The 15,867-nt window shown below is 71.2% G+C and carries 9 protein-coding genes; 5 read left to right on the top strand and 4 right to left on the bottom strand.

Annotated elements, in window-relative coordinates:
* Nucleotides 1-50 precede the first annotated feature (50 nt).
* Complete coding sequence (gene def / locus AB0M54_RS30290; protein ID WP_364329004.1) at nt 51-584, top strand: peptide deformylase; 534 nt, start codon at nt 51-53, stop codon at nt 582-584.
* Here the strand turns inward: def and AB0M54_RS30285 are convergent.
* Entirely contained in the window at nt 571-3,366 is a 2,796-nt protein-coding gene (locus AB0M54_RS30285; RefSeq protein WP_364475055.1) for a BTAD domain-containing putative transcriptional regulator, read from the bottom strand. The two genes, def and AB0M54_RS30285, sit on opposite strands and share 14 nt — an antisense overlap.
* Before the next feature lie 74 nt (nt 3,367-3,440).
* The gene (locus AB0M54_RS30280) at nt 3,441-3,902 is read right to left on the bottom strand and encodes a MarR family transcriptional regulator (protein ID WP_364328998.1); all 462 of its coding nucleotides are present in this window, start codon (nt 3,900-3,902) and stop codon (nt 3,441-3,443) included.
* Nucleotides 3,903-4,216: 314 nt separating this feature from the next.
* On the opposite strand from AB0M54_RS30280, the gene AB0M54_RS30275 reads away from it, so the two are divergent.
* The 3 genes from AB0M54_RS30275 to AB0M54_RS30265 all read left to right on the top strand — a co-directional run bounded on the left by AB0M54_RS30275 (nt 4,217) and on the right by AB0M54_RS30265 (nt 9,182).
* Nucleotides 4,217-4,663: a YciI family protein gene (locus tag AB0M54_RS30275; protein WP_364328995.1), complete on the top strand. Its 447-nt coding sequence runs from the start codon at nt 4,217-4,219 to the stop codon at nt 4,661-4,663.
* A 10-nt stretch (nt 4,664-4,673) separates the two neighbouring features.
* Complete coding sequence (locus AB0M54_RS30270) at nt 4,674-5,945, top strand: RNA polymerase sigma factor (RefSeq protein WP_364475053.1); 1,272 nt, start codon at nt 4,674-4,676, stop codon at nt 5,943-5,945.
* A 66-nt stretch (nt 5,946-6,011) separates the two neighbouring features.
* A complete protein-coding gene (locus AB0M54_RS30265) occupies nt 6,012-9,182 on the top strand; it encodes an RHS repeat-associated core domain-containing protein (protein WP_364475051.1) in 3,171 nt (1,056 codons plus the stop codon).
* On the opposite strand, the gene AB0M54_RS30260 is transcribed toward AB0M54_RS30265, so the two are convergent.
* Both AB0M54_RS30260 and AB0M54_RS30255 read right to left on the bottom strand, forming a co-directional pair.
* On the bottom strand, nt 9,179-10,435 hold the full coding sequence (locus AB0M54_RS30260) for an MFS transporter (RefSeq protein WP_364328986.1): 1,257 nt from the start codon (nt 10,433-10,435) through the stop codon (nt 9,179-9,181). The two genes, AB0M54_RS30265 and AB0M54_RS30260, sit on opposite strands and share 4 nt — an antisense overlap.
* Before the next feature lie 11 nt (nt 10,436-10,446).
* Nucleotides 10,447-11,157 (bottom strand): laminin G domain-containing protein, encoded by a 711-nt coding sequence (locus tag AB0M54_RS30255; protein ID WP_364328983.1) that lies wholly within the window; start codon nt 11,155-11,157, stop codon nt 10,447-10,449.
* A 349-nt stretch (nt 11,158-11,506) separates the two neighbouring features.
* Here AB0M54_RS30255 and AB0M54_RS30250 point away from each other — a divergent pair, with 349 nt between their 5' ends.
* A complete protein-coding gene (locus tag AB0M54_RS30250; protein WP_364475049.1) occupies nt 11,507-15,856 on the top strand; it encodes a S8 family serine peptidase in 4,350 nt (1,449 codons plus the stop codon).
* The last annotated feature ends 11 nt before the right edge of the window (nt 15,857-15,867 follow it).

The raw sequence follows: 15,867 nt of genomic DNA, 5'->3' as shown, positions 1-15,867 counted from the left end.
CCCAGGACGCCGGGCGGTCTCCATGTCCGAGACGACCTATCGTGGTGACCATGACGGTGCTTCCCATTCGGCTCATCGGCGACGAGGTCCTGCGGGCCAAGGCCGAGCCGGTTACCGACTTCGACGCCGAGTTGCGTACGTTGATCGGCGATCTGACCGAGACCCTGGAGAGCTCGGGCGGCGCCGGGCTGGCCGCACCCCAGCTCGGGGTGAGCCTGCGGGTCTTCGCGATCAGCCCGAAGATCACCGACGGCGAGATCCACCACCTGGTCAACCCGGTGCTCGACTTCCCCGACGAGGAAGAGCAGGACGGCCCCGAGGGCTGCCTCTCCATCCCGGGGGTCTACCTCGACACCCGCCGGCGCCAGAACGTGATCGCCAAGGGCTTCAGCTCACACGGCGACCCGGTGCAGATCGTCGGGGAAGGTCTCGTCGCGCGGTGCGTCCAGCACGAGAACGACCACCTCGACGGGGTGCTCTTCGTCGACCGGCAACGCCCCGAGCAGCGTGAGCGGCTGCTGGCGACGCTGCGCGAGGCGACCTGGTGGGACGCGATGCCCGACGTGCGGGTCAGCCCGCACTAGCCCGGATCAGCAGGCCACGCTGGATCCGCTCGATGATCCGCCGGGCCAGGGCCGGGTCGGCGCGGTCGATGTCGCCCAGGGCCTCGCGCCACAGGTGGCGGGCATTGTCGGGCTGCCCGTCGGCCCACAGCGCGTCGCCGATCAGGGTCAGCGTCTCGGCGGCGTTCATCGGCGACTCGGCCAGGCGGAACGCGGCCACACCCTGGTAGAGGCTGGCGAGGCGGCGGTCGTGGTCGTTGAGGTGGCCGTACGCCTCGCCCGACCAGGCCAGCGCCGTGCCCACGCCGTGCAGGTCGTCCACGCTCTCGTAGAGCCGCCGGGCCTCGTCGAACAGGGTCAGCGCCCGCTGCGGGTCGCCCGCCGACAGCGTCGCCTTGGCGATCACCATGAGCGCGCCGCCCTGGCCCCGCCGGGAGTCGCCGGCCCGGAACAGCTCCAGCGCCGTCCGCCCGTGGCCGATCGCCTCGGCGTACCGCTCCTGGTCGAAGACGATCTCGGCGATGTTGGTCTCGACGTGGGCCTGCCCGATCGGCCGGCCCAGCCGCTCGAACCCGGACCGGGCCTGTTCCAGATGGGCCAGCCCGGTCTCGAAGTCGGACCGGAAATAGCAGACCCCGGCCAGGCTGCGGTGCATCAGCGCCTGCCCGAGCAGGTCGTCGCCGGCCGTCGCCAGCCCCACCCGGGCCGCCGTGGCCCACGCGTCGATCTGGCCGGTGTACTGCAGGAACGTCTGCAGCGTCAGGGCCGTCTCCCAGGCCGGCTGCGGCGCGCCCGCGGCCTGCGCGATCTCGACCGTGGCCAGCACGTTGTGCTGTTCGGCCAGGAACCAGCTCATCGCCTCGTGCTGGTCGGCGAAGACGCCGGGGATGACCCCGGCCGGCGGTGGTTGCGGCGGGGGAGCGGGTAGCTGGGGGTGCAGGGCGAGATGACCCGCGTACGCGGTGTGATGGAAGTACGCGAGCAGGCGGTGCTCGGCCGCGCGCCGCGCCGCCGGTCCGTCGTGCTCCTCGCCGAGTTCGGTGGCGTACGCCCGGAGCAGATCGTGCATCCGCCAGCGGTCGCCGATCGACTGGACCAGCAGATGCGACCGCAGCTCGGCCAGCAGCGAGGCGGCGGCGTGCGGGGGCACCCCGGCCAGCGCGGCGGTGGCGGCGGTGCCGAACTCGACGTCCGGGTGCAGCGGCAGCAGCCGGAACAGGCGGGCGGCCCGGTCCGAGAGCGCGTGGTACGACCACGAGAAGATCGCGTTCAGGTCGAAGACCGCGTCGCCGAACCCGTCCAGCCGGCCCGACGCGGAGTCGAGCGCGTCGGCGATGCCGCCCAGCGTCAGCTCGGGGTGGATGGCCGACCGGGTGGCGACCAGCGCCAGGGCCAGCGGCAACCGTCCACACCGGTTGATGATCTTGTCGATGGCCTGCGGCTCGGCGGCCGCCCGGTCCTCGCCCAGCCGCTGCGCCAGCAGCTCACGCGCCTCGCCGGCGGGCAGCGGGTCGAGCGACAGCGGGTGGGCCCCGGCCGAGGTCAGCAGCCCGGTGATCGACCGTCGGCTGGTGGTGATGACCAGGCTCTCGCCGCTGCCCGGCAGCAGGTGCCGGATCTGCTGCCAGTCGCTGCAGTTGTCCAGCAGGATCAGCACCTTGCGCCCGGCCAGGACGCTGCGCAGCAGGCCGGCCTGCGCGTGCAGCTCGGCCGGGATCGCGGCCGGCGCCACGCCCAGCGACCACAGGAAGCCGCGCAGCGCCTCGCCCGGCGTCATCACGTTCTGGTCGGCGGCGAACCCGCGCAGGTCGGCGTAGAGCCGGCCGTCGGGATAGCCGGGCGCCAGGTGATGGGCCAGGTGGACGGCCAGCGTGGTCTTGCCGACCCCCGGCATGCCGTCGATGACCAGGGCCCGGGTCGGCCGGCCGGCCCGGCGGTCGTCGGCCAGCAGCCGGTCGGCGCGCCGGATGTCGTCGCGGCGGCCCACGAAGTGTGGATGGTCGGGCGGCAGCTGGGACGGCACCGGGGCGTTCGTCGCCGCCGGCAGCGGGGCGGCGTCCGGGTGGAGCAGGCGGGCGTAGGCCTCCCTCAGCTCGGGGCCGGGCTGGATGCCCCGCTCGTCGGCCAGCCGCCGCCGCACGGCGTCGTAGCAGGCCAGCGCCTCGGCCGTCCGGCCCGTGGCGGCGAGCACCAGCACCATCCGGGCCTGGAGCGCCTCGTCGAGCGGCTCCAGCTCCACGCATCCGCGTACCGCCTCCTCGACGGCCCGGACCCGCCCGCACCGCAACGCGGCGTCGACGGCCTCGCGCATCGCGGCCAGGCCCTCGCCGTCGATCGCGACGAAGTCGGGGTGGACCGGCCCACCGGTCCGCAGCTCGAACGCGCAGCGGTTCTGCCACAGGCCGAGCCCCTGGAGGTACAGGTCGACCGCCTCGTCGTCGGCCGCCGCCCGGGCCCGCGCCACCAGCTCGCGGAACCGCACCAGGTCGAGGCCGTCGCCGACCGGCTGGATGCGGTACTGCGCGCCGTCGCGCAGCAGGTAGGAGCCGGCGGCCCGGGTCGGCAGGCCGGGCTCGAGGGCCCGGCGCAGGACGCCGACATGCCGGTGGACGACGTTCGGGGCGCTGGCCGGCGGATCGGCCGGCCACAGCAGGTCGACCAGCTCGGTGAGGCTCGCGCCCGCGCCGGACGCCGCGCGGGCCAGCAGCAGGGCCAGGATCAGGCGCGGCTGACGGGCGGCGCCGAGGTCGACCTCGTCGTCACCGCGCCACGCCCGGGTCGGGCCGAGGATGGAGAACCGCACCGCGCACACCGCTGCATATTAGGCGGATGGATCACCCGATCCGGATGTCAGGTAGCTGACCGTGCCCGGATGTATCAGCGTGCGGGTTCGGACGCCTCCGCGAGGCGGGCCATCAGCCCGGCGAAGGTGGCCGGGGTCAGGTCGGCGTCCGCCACCGGGCCGAGCAGGCGGCTCCGGACGGTGGTGGTGAGCCGGGACTGCACGGTCGCCACCCGGCGCCGGCCGCGCTCGGTCAGCACCACCTGGTAGACGCGCAGGTCACCCTCGTAGGCCTCGCGGGTCACCGAGCCGGTCGCCTCCAGGCGGTCGACGACCCGGCTCAACCGGCTGCGCGCGATGCCCGCCGCCTCGGCCAGGTGCGCCATCCGCATCCGCTCGTCCGGCGCGTCGGCCAGGACCAGCAGGGCGGCGTACATGGACAGGGTCAGACCCGACGCGAAGCGCAGGTCGCGTTCCACCGCGGTGGGCATCAGCAGCAGCGCGCGCACCGTCGCCCGCCAGAGCTGCTCCTCGCCCACGTCCAGCGTGTTCTGCATCGGACCCCCGCTCTCATCGTTCCGGCGCGGAAACGGAGAGGCCGCGCCGAGTCCCCAAAGTCCCGGCGCGGCCGCGGAAAGCGATGACGTCATCACCAGTCGCTGTACTCCGCTGGAGCGGCGGCGTCGTGGCCCCCCATCGGCAACCGCTCGGCTCCACTGGCATAGAACGGCCCGCGCCCGCCCTGGTTCAACGACGCTCGAAAAGTTTCCTGGCTCACACCGGCCCCGCAGAAACCTCCGGCCGGGTGTCGAGTGGGCCGATCGCCGTTCGACGCGTTGGTGACAAGGCACCCTGAGATGAGGAGACAGCGATGCGGTTCATGGTCATCACCAAGGCCACGGCGGAGAGCGAGGCCGGCCGGCCGGTCACCAGCGAGGAGATCGAGCGGATGGGCGGCTTCATCCAGGAGATGGTCGACGCCGGCGTGCTGCTGGCCGCGGATGGCATCCACCCCAGCGCCAAGGGCGCCCGGATCTACTTCGACGGCCGGGCCACCACCGTGGTGGACGGGCCGTTCACCGAGACCAAGGAGCTGCTGTCCGGCTTCTTCCTGGTCGAGATGAAGTCGCTGGACGAGTGCGTCGAGTGGTTCAAGCGCTGCCCGGTCCACGTCCCGGACGGGGCCGAGCCCACCAACATCGAGATCCGGCCGGTCATCTCGGCCGACGACCTCGGCGAGGAGCTGACCCCCGAGCAGCGTGAGGCCGTGGCCAAGCGCGAGGCGCAGGCCGCTCCCGGCCACAACTCATTGGGGTAGACATTGGCACGTGGTAACTGACACCCACCGCGCGATCGAGGCGGTCTGGCGGATCGAGGCGGCCCGGCTCATCGCCGGGCTGGCCCGGTTCGTCCGCGACGTCGGGCTGGCCGAGGAGCTCGCGCAGGACGCCCTGGTCGCGGCGCTGGAGCAGTGGCCGGGCGAGGGCGTGCCGCGCAACCCCGGCGCGTGGCTGATGACCACGGCCAAGCGCCGGGCCATCGACCGGATCCGGCGCGACGAGACCTTCAGGCGCAAGCTCCAAAAGCTCGGCCGCGATCTCGAGGAGTCGTCACCGGACATCGGCGCGGTGGTCGCCGACGACGACGGCATCGGCGACGACCTGCTGCGGCTGGTGTTCGTGGCCTGCCACCCGGTGCTGTCGGCCGAGGCCCGGGTCGCGCTGACCCTGCGGCTGCTCGGCGGGCTGACCACCGACGAGATCGCCCGGGCCTTCCTGGTGCCGGAGCCGACCGTGGCCCAGCGGATCGTCCGGGCCAAGAAGACCCTGGCCACCGCCCAGGTGCCGTTCGAGGTGCCGCGGGGCGCCGAGCTGGCGGCCCGGCTCGGCTCGGTGCTCGAGGTCGTCTACCTGATCTTCAACGAGGGGTACGCGGCCACCGCCGGCGACGACTGGATGCGGCCGGGGCTGTGTGCGGACGCGCTGCGGCTGGGCCGGGTCCTGGCCCAGCTGGCCCCGCGCGAGCCCGAGGTGCACGGCCTGGTGGCGCTGATGGAGATCCAGGCGTCCCGGGCCGCCGCCCGCACCGGCCCGGGTGGCGAGCCGATCCTGCTGGCCGACCAGAACCGGGCCCGGTGGGACCAGCTGCTGATCCGCCGTGGCCTGGCCGCGCTGGAGCGGGCCGAGACCCTGATCGACGGGCGGCCCGGCCCGTACGTGCTCCAGGCGGCCATCGTCGCCTGCCACGCCCGGGCCCGGCGCTTCGCCGACACCGACTGGGAGCGGATCGCCGGGCTCTACGAGCGGCTGGCCGAGGCGATGCCGTCCCCGGTGGTCGAGCTCAACCGGGCGGTGGCGCTGTCCATGGCGTTCGGGCCGGCGGCCGGGCTGGCCCTGCTCGACCAGCTGATCGCCGTCCCGGCCCTGCGGAACTATCACCTGCTGCCGGTGGCGCGGGGCGACTTCCTGGCCAAGCTGGGCCGGCCCGCCGAGGCGAGGGCGGAGTTCGAGCGGGCGGCGGCGCTGACCCGCAACGAGCGCGAGCGGACCGTCCTGCTGGGCCGCGCCGCCGCCTGTGAGCAGGAGATGCAAGATCGATAGGCGTGTATCCAATGTGTACTGAGACCCCCTAGGTTGCGATCCGCAACTGTTGACAGGGGGAAACTGATGAAGCTTCGCTGGGTGAGTCCGGTGGCCATCGCGGCCGTCGTGGTCACCACCACACTCGCGGCGCCGGCCGGCGCCGCACCGGCCGGCGGCACCGCGTCGGCCCTCACCGCCGACCGGGCACCGAAAGCCGACACGCCGGGAGCGGTCCGGCGTACCCCGGGGATCGGCGGCGACCCACAGGGCGCACGCCGGACGACCACCACGACCGACGACGTGCCGGCGCCGGGGCTGGGCATGCAGGAGTGGTACCCGATCGAGCTGCGCCAGCTCGCCGACCGGCTCCAGCTGCTGGTCAACACGGCCAACGGCAACGTCATCGTGCGCTACCAGGACCTGCGGGTCAGCGGAATCGGGTTCGGCACCGACGTGTCGCACGTCTACAACAACCTCACCCAGGACGACGAGCAGGGCGCGTTCGGGCGGGGCTGGACCATGTCGACCGGCCAGGACGTGTGGATCGACATCCAGTCGTCCAAGGTCGTGCTGCACGGGCCGACCGGCTACACCAGCACGTTCACCAAGAGCTCGAACGGCGCCTGGAAGACCGGCAGCGGCCTCAACGCCGAGCTCACCAAGAGGTCCGACGGGCAGTTCGAGCTGGAGTGGGACGACTCCGAGGACGTCTGGACCTTCCACAGCAACGGGTCGCTGCGGGAGATGCGCAACAACAACGACGTCAAGATCAAGCTGAACTACGACGCGGCCCACGACGATCGGCTGGCCGCCATCTACGACCCGCTCGGGCGGGTCACCACGATGAGCGAGTACGACGCCGGCAACCGGATCGTGCGGATGACCGACACGACCGGCGGCGTGCACGGGCCCTTCGAGTACGACGGCAGCGGCAACCTGACGTCGTTCCCGGACCGGCTCGGCAACCGGATCACGTTCGGCTACGACGGCGGCAACCTCACGTCGATCACCGACCCCAAGGGCAGCACCTATTCGCTGACGTACGACGACCAGCGGCGCGTGAAGACGATCAGCGAGCCCACCGGCGCGGCGCCGGCCGTCACCACGTACGACTATCCGGAGAGCAAGAAGACCACCGAGAAGGACCCCCGCGGCAACACCTCGACCTACCACTTCGACGACGAGGGCCGGCAGACCAAGGCCATCGACCCGAACGGCAACGAGCAGGGCAAGTCGTGGACGGCCAACAGCGACGTCGCCTCGACCACCAACGGGCTCGGCGCCAAGGTCACCTACGGCTTCGACGAGACCACCAACAACCCGACCAGCGCCACCCTGCCGACCGGGGCCAAGTCGGTGACCGGCTACACCGACGCCACCCATCCGTCGTTCCCGACCTCGATGACCGACCCGCAGGGCAACAAGGTCGCGAACACCTACGGCGCGGACGGCGACCTGCTCTCCACCAAGTCGGTCACGCTCAACAAGGACCTCTACAAGTACGACCACAACGACTGGGGCCAGGTCACCAGGTCGACCGACCCGGACGGCCGGGTCACCACCTACAAGTACGACGACGGCGGCCGCCTCACCAGCGAGTTCCCGCCCGGCGCGCTCCAGGAGCGGAGCTTCAAGTACGACGACCGCGACCGGATCACCGACACCACCGACGGCAACAAGAACAAGATCCATTACCGGTACGACGCCCTGGACCGCCTCGTGGAGGTCCAGCGGGTGGACGGCACCACCTACGTGCCGATCCAATACATCCAGTACGACGCCAACGGGAACCTGAAGAGCCGGTCGTTCGCCGACAGCTTCGCCGAGTTCGTCTACAGCCCCCGCAACCAGGTGACCGAGGCACGCAACACCCGCGGCGGTCTCCGGTACGACGTGTACTACCGGTACGACCTCAACAACAACCTGACCCGCATCCAGGACGACGGCGGCCTGGTCGACTACGAGTACGACAAGGCCAACCGGCTGGATTACCAGTCCGGCCCGAAGTCGGGCATGTGGGCCCGGTTCGGCTACGACAAGGCCGACCGCCGCACCTCGACCCGCTTCGCCAGCGATTTCCAGGTCACCGCCGAGTACGACAAGTCCGGCCGGCAGACGTCACTGGTGGCCAAGCGCCCGGACGGCACCAAGCCGATCGACCGCAGCTACGACTGGGAGGACGCCGACGGCGACACCTCGCTGCTCCAGTCGGAGAAGCGGGAGGGCGCGACGATCAGCTACCAGTACGACGAGCGCAACCGGCTGCTGCAGGCGGGGTCGCACAAATACAAGCTCGACGAGGCGTCGAACCTGAAGGAGGCCGAGGGCAGGACCTTCACCAACAATGACGCGGGGCAGGTGGCGTCGTCCGGCGGCGTGACCTACACCCACGACGGCAATGGCAACCTGACGATCGGCAGCGGCAGTGAGCTCAGCGCCACCTACAGCCCGACCAACCAGCTCACCAAGCTGAACGACATCGCAATCACCTACCAGAGCACCGACCAGACCCAGCGCGCAGTGATCAAGACCGGCGCCCGCGAGCAGGTGCTCACGAACACCGCGATCGGCGTCACCGGTGTGACCACCGACGGCAAGCGGTCGAGTTTTGTGCGGGACTCGGCCGGCAATCTGATCGGCCAGATCACCGAGGACGGCAAGCCGCTCTACGCGGTCACCGACTACCAAGGCTCGACCCTGCTCCTGGTCGACGCCAACCACGCCGAGGCGGCGAAGTACACCTACAAGCCCTACGGCGACACCACGAAGACGGGTTGGGCGGCCGCCGCCAACCCGTTCCGCTGGATCGGCGGGTGGCAGCTCGACGACGCTCACGGCACCTACCTGCTCGGGCACCGGCAGCACGACCCGAAGCTGGCCCGGTTCACCCAGGTCGACCCGTCGGGGAAGGAACTCAACCGATACAGCTACGGCATGGCCAACCCGGTCAGCAACACGGATCCGACCGGCCAGGCGGTCATTCCCTGGATCGCCACCCAGATCGTCAAGGCGGTCGACGCCGGCGGCAACGTCAAGAATGCCGCCGAGGCCACGACGAACATGAATCCGCAGGAAGCGTGGGCGGGTATCGCGGGTGTGGCCGCCAGCGTCGCCACCGGCGCGGCCTGCGGCGCGGTGATGGCGACCCTGCTCATTCCGACCGCCGGGGCCAGCGGCTTCGTCGGAGCGGGCGTCTGCTGGCTGGCCGGTGAGGCCGTCGGCACCGGCGTCAAACAGGCGATCGAGAACGCCTAGGCGACAGAGCTGGGTGGCCGATCGCGGGATGCGAAGGCCGCCCAGCCCGCCAGCGCCGTGCCGACGCAGAGGGCGGCCGCGCTCAGCGACAGCGACCAGTGCACCCCGATCGCCGCGCCCAGCACGCCCACGGTCAGGCCGCTGCCGAAGCGGAGCCCGTTGGCCGACATGTTGTAGACGCCGATCACCCGGCCGCGTTCGCCCGGGGGCGCCAGCAGCTGGACCACGGTCTGACCGATCGACATCGACGCGAGGTTGGCCACGCCGCCCACGAGCAGCAGGGCCACGGCGAGCGGATAGGAGGGCGAGACGGCGAAGAAGAGCGTGCTCAGCCCGTACACCATCGTGCTGGTGACCGCCGCCCCGACGGTCGCCTTGACGACGCCGGTGGCCTCCATCAGGACGCCGCCGAGCACGCCGCCGGCGCCGGTCGCGAAGAGCAGGATGCCGTACGCCGTGCCCGCGCCGCCGGCCCCGAGGTCCTGCGCGAAGATCGGCATGGCCGACTGCAGGGACGCGCCGACGAAGAACGAGCCCAGGCCGCCCAGGATGATCATGCTGACCAGGGTGCGGTTGCCGCTGACCTCGCGCAGCGTGCGGACCGCGCCGAGAAGACCCATGCGGCGGCGTGGGGACGCGTCGCGGGTGTGGCCGGTGAAGCGGGTGCGGAACAGGAAGATCGTCAGCGGCAGGTAGAACGCGATGTTGGCGACGATGCCCCAGGTCGGCCCGAGTCCGAGCAGCAGCGCCGAGCCGATCACCGGACCGAACAGGATGCCCAGGCTGCGGAACGTGGCGTTCAGGCGGACCGCGCTGGGCAGGTCGTCGTCGCCGACGAAGTCGTGCAGCATCAACTGCTCGGCCGGGCCCCACAGCGCGCCGGCCAGGCCGTGCAGCACCAGCAGCAGGCAGGCCGACCAGACCTGGAGCGTGCCGGTCAGGAACAGCACGCCCCACCCGGCCGAGACCAGCATGAACAGCGTCTGCGCGACCTGGATCACCCGGCGGCAGTCGAACCGGTCGGCCAGCCCGCCGAAATACACCGAGAACAGCAGGAACGGCACCCAGTGGCTGATCACCTGGAAGCCGGACAGCACCGGCGACCGGAACGTCTCCCACAGCACCCAGTAGGTGATGACGTGCTCGATGTTGTCGGCCATCATCGCCATCGCCGCCCCGAACAGGTAGGGGCGGCTGTCCCGGTTGCGGAGCGCGGCGAAGCGGCGGGGCCGGGTCACGTCTGGGGCGGGCATCGCCCGTTAATCTAGCCCGCGGTGATCTCCACCCAGTCGAGGTCGCCCACGTAGTAGTCGCAGCCCACCTCGATCTGGTCGCAGTCGAGCTTGCCGCCGATGGTCACCGCCCACGAGTTGGAGATCCGGCCGGTCCAGCCGATCCGCGACGCGACCAGGGCGCCGTCGGCGAAGAGATAGACCCCCTTCTGCGTACGCTCGCAGCGCGCCGTGTGCCAGAGGCCGTCGTTGAGCTTCCGTGGCGTCGACAGCAGGATCGCGCCGGCCGACCCGCGGTAGTAGCACTGCACGACGCCGTTCGGGATCTGCACCTTGAAGTTGCCGCCGGAGACGGTGGCCTGGCCCTTCTGCACGATGTTGCCGAACTTCCCGGTGGTCCGGAACCGGAGGGTCACCGCGTAGTTCCGGTTGCCGGGGTCGAGGTCCGAGCTGTCGGAGACCGTGATGATGTGCCCGGGGCGGGGCGGCGGGACGTCCGGCACGACCCGGGCGAAGCGGTAGCCGGTGACGCCACCGGCGCGCACCCCGGTGACGACCTCGCTGCCGATCTTGCCGCGGTGCCCGCGCCCGCTCGCGTCGACCATGGTCCGCGCGCCGGAAGACTCGTTCATCTTCCACTGGGCGACCAGGCTGCTCGCGGCCGCGTCGGCCGGCTGCCCGGCAGCGGTGGTGAGCAGGGCCGCGGTGACGACCGCGATGGCGATGGGGTGCGGGATTCTCACGGGCGGCCTCGGTTGAGTTCGGGATCAATCGGACAAACGCACTGTAGGTCTGGAGGCCTCCGGGGCGGGGGACGCGTGCCGGAGCGGCGGAGTTACCCATCGGAAACAATGTGGCTCATTCGCGCCGTGACGCATCCGCGCCATTGATAGCCGTCGTTGAATCAGCAAACAATTCCTCTCGACACTCCCTGGCCACGCATTGTTTCGGCGGCGTTACGGGGTGTGCCTGTCGGCGCCAGGACTACCCCTGGACGCCGTCGCTGCCGGGCGTGGACACCACCGCGTCCCGGCTGAGTGGGGGAGGAACCACATGTCAGGTACGCGCTTGAGACGCGTACGGTCATCCGCGGTGGGCGGGGCCCTTCTGGCCCTGGCCATCACCGCGGCGGGCTTAACCGCCCCGACCGCAGCCTCGGCCGCCGTTCAGCGGCCTTCGGTCAGCTCCGAAGTCCTGTCCACGGTCGCCGCCAAGGGCAGCGCCACCTTCTGGGTCTACCTGCGTTCGCAGGCCGACCTCGCCTCGGCCGCGAAGATCGCCGACTCCAACGTTCAGGGCGCCACGGTCTACCAGCGGCTGACCAGCATCGCCAAGGAGTCCCAGAGCGGCGTGATCGCGCTGCTCGACGCCCACAAGGCGAAGTACCGGTCGTACTGGATCAGCAACGCGCTGAACGTCACCGGCGACCGTGAGCTGCTCGACGCGCTCAGCGTCCGGGCCGACGTCGCCAAGATCGAGCCCACCTCGACCTTCAAGGTCATCGAGCCGGTCAAGAAGCGGTCCGCCGACAAGTCGACGCAGGCCACCGAGTGGGGCCTGAACAGCATCAAGGCGCCCCAGGTGTGGAGCGATTACGGCATCGACGGCAACGGCATCACGGTCGCCAACGTCGACACCGGCGTGGACTACACCCACCCGGCGCTCAAGAACAAGTACCGCGGCCTGCAGGCCGACGGGTCCTACGACCACAACTACAACTGGTTCGACCCGGCCAACATCTGCTCCGGCGACGCGCCCTGCGACAACAACTCGCACGGCACGCACACCATGGGCACGATGGTCGGCAGCGACGGCGGCGCCAACCAGATCGGTGTCGCGCCGGGCGCCAAGTTCATCGCGGCCAAGGGCTGCGAGACGAACGGTTGCTCCGAGGCCTCGCTGCTCGCCTCCGCGCAGTGGATCCTGGCCCCGACCGACTCCAACGGTCAGAACCCCCGCCCGGACCTGCGCCCCGACGTGGTCAACAACTCGTGGGGCGGCGGCCGCGGCAGCACCTGGTACCAGGACGCGGTCAAGGCCTGGGTCGCGGCGGGCATCTTCCCGGCGTTCTCCAACGGCAACTCCGGCCCGGGCTGCGGTAGCGCCTCGGACCCCGGTGACTACCCGGAGTCCTACTCCGCGGGCGCCTACGACTCGGCCGGCGACATCGCCGACTTCTCCAGCCGTGGCTCCTCGGCGTTCGACAACGCCGTGAAGCCGGACATCGCGGCGCCGGGCGTGGACGTGCGCTCCAGCGTCCCCGGCGGCGGCTACGACGAGTACAGCGGCACCTCGATGGCCTCACCGCACGTGGCCGGCTCGGTCGCGCTGCTGTGGTCGGCCGCGCCGTCGCTCGAGCGGGACATCGCCACCACCCGGACCCTGTTCGACGACACCGCGTCGGACACCCCCGACAGCCAGTGCGGCGGCACCGACGACGACAACAACGTCTTCGGCGAGGGCAAGCTCGACGTCTTCAAGGCCGTCACGGAGGCGCCGCGGGGCCCGATCGCGCGGGCCAACGGCACCGTCACCGACGAGGCCACCGGCCGTCCGATCACCGGCGTCACGGTGACCTCCGAGGGCCGTACGGTCCTCACCGACGCGCAGGGCCGCTACTCGCTGACCCTGGAGGCCGGCACCCATGAGGTGACCGCCACCAAGTACGGCTACGTCGCCGAGACGGTCACCGTCACGGTGGAGGAGGGCCAGCTCCTGGTCCTGAACTTCGCCCTGGCCCCGGCCCAGATGGTCAAGGTGTCCGGCAAGGTCGTCGACGGCTCCGGCCACGGCTGGCCGCTGTACGCCAAGGTCGAGGTGACCGGCCGGCCCGGCGCCCCGACCTACACCGACCCGCTGACCGGCACGTACTCGGTCGACCTGCCCGCCAACACCACGTACACGGTGAAGGCGACGCCGGTCTACCCGGGTTACCTCCCGGCCACCGGCGAGGTCGTGGTGGGCACCACGCCCGCCACCGGCGACCTGGACGCCAAGGTGACGCCGGAGTGCACCGCGACCGGCTACCGGGCGACCTACGGCGAGCCCAGCATCAGTGAGGACTTCACCGCCGCCAGTGCCCCCGAGGGCTGGGAGGTCGTGAACCGCACCGACAGTGGTGGCTGGGGGTTCACCGACGAGGGTCGCCGCGGCAACCTGACCGGTGGCAGCGGCAACTTCGCCATCGTCGACAGCGACCACCTGGGCAGCGGTAACACCCAGGACACCGACCTGATCACGAAGCCGCTCGACCTGTCCGGCACGGCCTCGCCGTTCCTGCGGTTCAACAGCGACTTCTGGTCGATCGGCAGCGGCAACCCGATCGACATCGACGTCTCCGCCGACGGCGGCGCGTCCTGGACCAACGTCCTGCACACCACGGACAGCCGTCGTGGCCCGCGGGTCGAGGAAATCTCGCTGGCCCCGGTCGCCGGTGACGCCGACGCCCAGGTCCGCTTCCGCTACAAGGGCTCGTGGGCCTGGTGGTGGCAGATCGACAACGTGCAGGTCGTGAACCGCGCCTGCACCCCGATCCCGGGTGGCCTGGTGGTCGGCAACACGACCGACTCCAACACCGGCGCCGCGCTCAACGGGGTCACCGTCACCAGTGACGACGTCCCGGCCGACAAGGCGGTCTCGGCCGTCACGCCGGACGACGCCAACCTGGCCGACGGCTTCTACTGGCTGTTCTCCACGGCCACCGGGTCGCACGGCTTCACCGCGGCCAAGTCGCCGTACACGCCGGCCAAGAAGACCGTCGACGTGCCGGCCAACGGTGTGGCCAAGGCCGACTTCGCCCTCGGGGCGGGCCGGCTGACGGTCACCCCGCCGGCGATCGAGTCGCACCAGGTCTACGGTTCGGCCCGGTCGGCCAACGTGACGGTCAAGAACACCGGTAACGCGCCGGCCACCATTCAGCCGACCGAGACCTCGAAGGGCTTCGAGGTGCTGAAGTCGGCCGAGGCCGCGGGCGTGGTGACCGTACCCGTCAAGGGCCTGAGCGTGGCCAACACCGGCCGCACCTACGCCACGGCGCCGAAGAGCAGCGCCAAGGCGGCGGACGCGTGGGCCGCGATCCCGAACGTGCCCAGCGCCATCATGGACAACGCCGCCATCACCGCCGGCGGCAAGGTCTACTCGATCGGTGGCGGCACAAGCTCGGGCAACGAGACGAAGCTGTTCGTCTACGACCCGGCCGAGTCGACCTGGTCGACGCTCGCGGCCATGCCGCACGGCCGGGCCAAGCCCTCGGTCGCCGAGTACAGCGGCAAGCTGTACGTCTTCGGTGGCTGGAGCGACGGTGGCGACCCGGCGACCTCGGTGGATGTCTACGACATCGCCGCGGGCACCTGGTCCACGCTGGACGCCACCAACCCGAACGCCCGCGCGGCGGCCGGCAGCGCGGTGCTGGACGGCAAGGTCTACCTGGTGGGCGGCTGCGTGGACGGCGGCTGTGCGCCGTCGACCGAGACCGTGGTCTTCGACCTCGCCTCGGGCACCTTCGGTGCGGCTGCCGCCTACCCGCACCCGGTCTCCTGGACCGGTTGTGGCGCGGTCGGTGGCCAGGTCGTCTGCGCCGGTGGCGCGGACGGCGAGACCGGCGTCTTCTACGCGGACACCCAGGTGTTCGACGGCAGTGGCTGGACCGCCGGTCCGAACCTGCCGCAGAACAACTTCGGTGCGGCCGCCACGGCGGCCGGTGGGGTTCTCGTGTACGCCGGCGGCGCGGTCAACAACGGCGCGTCGCTGACCAACGCGACCCTCGCGTACGACCCCGCCTCGGGCTCGTGGGCGAACCTGCCCGCGATGGCCGCTCCCAAGTACCGGGCCGCCGCCTCGTGTGGCGCGTACCGGCTGGGTGGCTCGTCCGGTGGCTTCACCGGCACGGCCGACGCGGCGTTCCTCGACGGCCTCGCCGACTGCGAGGGCGGCGGCGACATCACCTGGCTGACCACGGACGCGGACGAGGGCTTCACGCTGGCCCCCGGCGCGACCCGGAAGATCAAGGTGACGTTCACCGCGACCGCCGAGGCGGGCGTCCTGCAGCCGGGTACCTTCACCGGCCTGCTGGGCTTCCGTAGCGACAGCCCGTACGCCGTCCCGGCGATCGACGTGGAGATGAACGTGTCTCCGCCGGCCTCGTGGGGCAAGGTCGTCGGCACGGTCACCGGGGCGACCTGCTCCGGCGGCAGCGTGCCGCTGAAGGCCACCATCCGCCTGAACGGCGCGGCCGGCCACACCCTGGTCGCCGACGCCCAGGGCAAGTACGGCTGGTGGCTCCAGCGCGGCAACTACCAGGTCGTCGTGGCGAAGGACGGGTACATCCCGGAGGTCTTCACGGTGAAGGTCAACGCGGGCTTCGTCGAGACGGCGAACTTCGAGCTGGACCCGGTGGTGGCCTGCTCGACCCGGGCCGCCCTCGAGCGGCGCCTGGCGGTCTGAACGACAACTGA

It is taken from the genome of Actinoplanes sp. NPDC051470 (assembly GCF_040682035.1).
Classification (GTDB): Bacteria; Actinomycetota; Actinomycetes; order Mycobacteriales; family Micromonosporaceae; genus Actinoplanes.
This window is presented reverse-complemented; position numbering and strand designations above follow the sequence as displayed.